General features: G+C 61.4%; 2 protein-coding genes. Both read left to right on the top strand.

Features of this window, described 5'->3' with window-relative positions:
• On the top strand, positions 1–355 hold a 355-nt coding region (locus QZ964_RS20000), incomplete at its 5' end, for a hypothetical protein (RefSeq protein WP_292533848.1).
• A 690-nt stretch (positions 356–1,045) separates the two neighbouring features.
• Positions 1,046–1,975, top strand: coding sequence for a site-specific integrase (locus QZ964_RS19995; protein ID WP_292533846.1), 930 nt, complete (start codon positions 1,046–1,048; stop codon positions 1,973–1,975).
• Positions 1,976–2,604 lie beyond the last annotated feature (629 nt).

Raw genomic sequence — 2,604 nt, 5'->3', positions numbered from 1 at the left:
TGTTGCGATACCTGTCGTCACGACGCTCGACGCCTTGCCCGACGAACGGTGCCCCGTCTGTGCGAAGCCGATTGAGCAGAAATCCGGCCGCGGCGGGAAGCGCGTCTATTGCAGCACGCGCTGCGCCAACGCCTATCACAACGGCGAGACGGCGAAGGCGAGCGCCAAAGCGCGCGCCGCGCTGAAGTGCACGCGCTGCGCCGCGCCGATCCTGGGGGCCAGGCGAACCGACAAGAAGCTGTGCCCCGCCTGTAAGCGCCAGAGCCGGCTTGAAATCAGCCGCCGGCATCGGCAAAGGCTTAAGGCGGGGGAGACGGGAAAGCGGGGGCGGAATCAGTTTTCGCCAACTTTTTGAACGACATATTTTGAGATGCATTACGCAATAAATTCAATCGTATATAGCCGGCTTGCCTGCCTCAAACGATAGAGTTGTGTGGCTCAAAGGATAGGGCTCGCCTCAAGAAAGCCGTTGACGACCCTGCGAACCGTCCCGCAGTCTCGCGTCCGAGCTTGGGTCGCCGAGAAATCGGCGCGCGCCTGAATGAAGGGGCGCGCGGCCCAGCTTTAACACTTCCCCAATGAGCCGCCAGCGAGCGAGCGCCTTAAGGCGCGCGCGCCCGAAAGGTCATTGACGAATGCCATTCGCCCCGGATGATCCTCTTACGCTCAAAGAGGCCGCAGAGGTTCTCTTGCGCGGGATCGTGAAAGAGTCGACTCTACGCGCGGCCGCTAAGCGCGGCGATCTCGTCGTTGAGCGGCTCGGGCGCGCGACTGTCACGACCCCGGCCGCCATCCAAGCGTGGAGGAATTCGTGCCGCGACCCAGCAAAGGCGCACGACTCTGGCTGCGGCCAGAGAGCCGGGAAGAAAATCGAGTCCGCCCCGCAGCGTGGCTCATCAAAGACGGACAACTTTCAATCCGCACAGGCTGCGGCGCGCTTGACCGTGAAGGCGCTGAAAGAGCACTCCAAGACTATCTCGCCAGAAAGCACCGCATCGCGCGAGATGGCGCCCGTCATCCCTCTCAAATTGCGATAGCAGACGTTTTGAGTATTTACGCCACGGGCAAAGCGTCGAAACACGCGCGACCGCATGAGACGGCGGCGAGGCTCGAAAGGCTGCTCGAATTCTTTGGCGACAAGCCGCTGAGCTTCATCAACGGGACGGCGTGTGACGCTTATGTGGAGTATCGCGGATCACAGAGCGCCGCCCGGCGCGAGCTTGAAGACCTGCGCGCGGCGATCACGCATCATCGCGAGCAAGGCTATTGCAGCGAGATCGTCGGAGTCGCGCTTCCTGAGAAATCGCTGCCGCGCGAGCGCTGGTTGACGCGATCCGAGGCGGCCCGGCTGCTTTGGGCGGCATGGCGCGCCCGGCAGATAGACGCCAACAAGGCAGGCGCGCCCACAAAGCGCCCTGTGGGCCAGCACGTGGCCCGTTTCATTCTGGTAGGGCTGTATACCGGCACGCGCGCCGGGGCCGTCTGCGGGGCCTCTCTGGACCGCCTATCCGGGCGCGGTTACATCGACCTCGAAGGCGGAGTCTTCTATCGCCGGGCCGAAGGCGTTCGCGAGACGAAGAAACGCCAGACCCCCGCCCCGCTTCCTGACCGCCTGCTCGCCCATCTGCGCCGCTGGCATCGTCTCGGGCTGTGCAAGACGGCGGTTGTCGAGTGGGGCGGCAAGCCGGTTGAGCGCGTCAATAAGGGCTTCCGAAAGGCGGCGGCGACGGCCGGGCTCGAAAACGTCATGCCGCACACGCTGCGCCACACCGCCGCGACTTGGCTGATGAAGAACCGCTGCGATCTATGGGAAGCGGCGGGCTTCTTGGGCATGACAGTCGAGACGCTGGAGCGCGTCTACGGACACCATCACCCCGACTACCAGCGGGGAGCGGCGAACAAGATCGCGCAAAAACCGGGTGGGCACCGTTTGGGCACCGTTTCAGCGGAACAGAAACGGAATAAGATGCAATAGAACGCAACGAAAGGCGTTGAAAATGCTGAATATCAGGGAAAGCGAACTCGTTCGGGACGAGGGGGTCGGAGGTTCGAATCCTCTCACTCCGACCAAATAACTCAACAGCTTAAGACATCTGAACGCTTCGGCGGCCACCGCCACGAGCGCGCGCCGCCACAGCCTCGACGCGGCGCGCCAATCATGCGACGCTCGGCGCGGCGACCGTAGCTATGCGGATCTGCTCAGTTCGATCGGCATTGGAAACGCCGGGCGAGCTTCGTTACGGCCAGTCCGTCACTTATGTAATATTCGATCGGATATCCAATGGGCCGGCCAGCGGCAGCTGGCAATTACCATACATTGCGAAGCCGATACGCAAATCAATCAAGTCACATTCAACATCATCTATCGTTAGGAGAGTATTATGACCCTCACGACTTGTCGAACGTCTCAACCGCTCACCTTTGGGGACTCTTCTCAGCAAGCCTTCAAAGTCTGCACATTTCTTGTGAATGTGCTCATACCAACCCGCGTTGATTAGAACCGATAGGCCCATTCGCGCAGCCCGATGGACATTATGCGCCAGGGTTGTTCGACGAGGCTGTTCCACGCATCACAGCAGTGATCGACGATATCATCGTAGGATT

Origin of the sequence: Methylocystis sp. (assembly GCF_021731785.1) — a bacterium.
Lineage (GTDB): Bacteria > Pseudomonadota > Alphaproteobacteria > Rhizobiales > Beijerinckiaceae > Methylocystis.
This window is presented reverse-complemented; position numbering and strand designations above follow the sequence as displayed.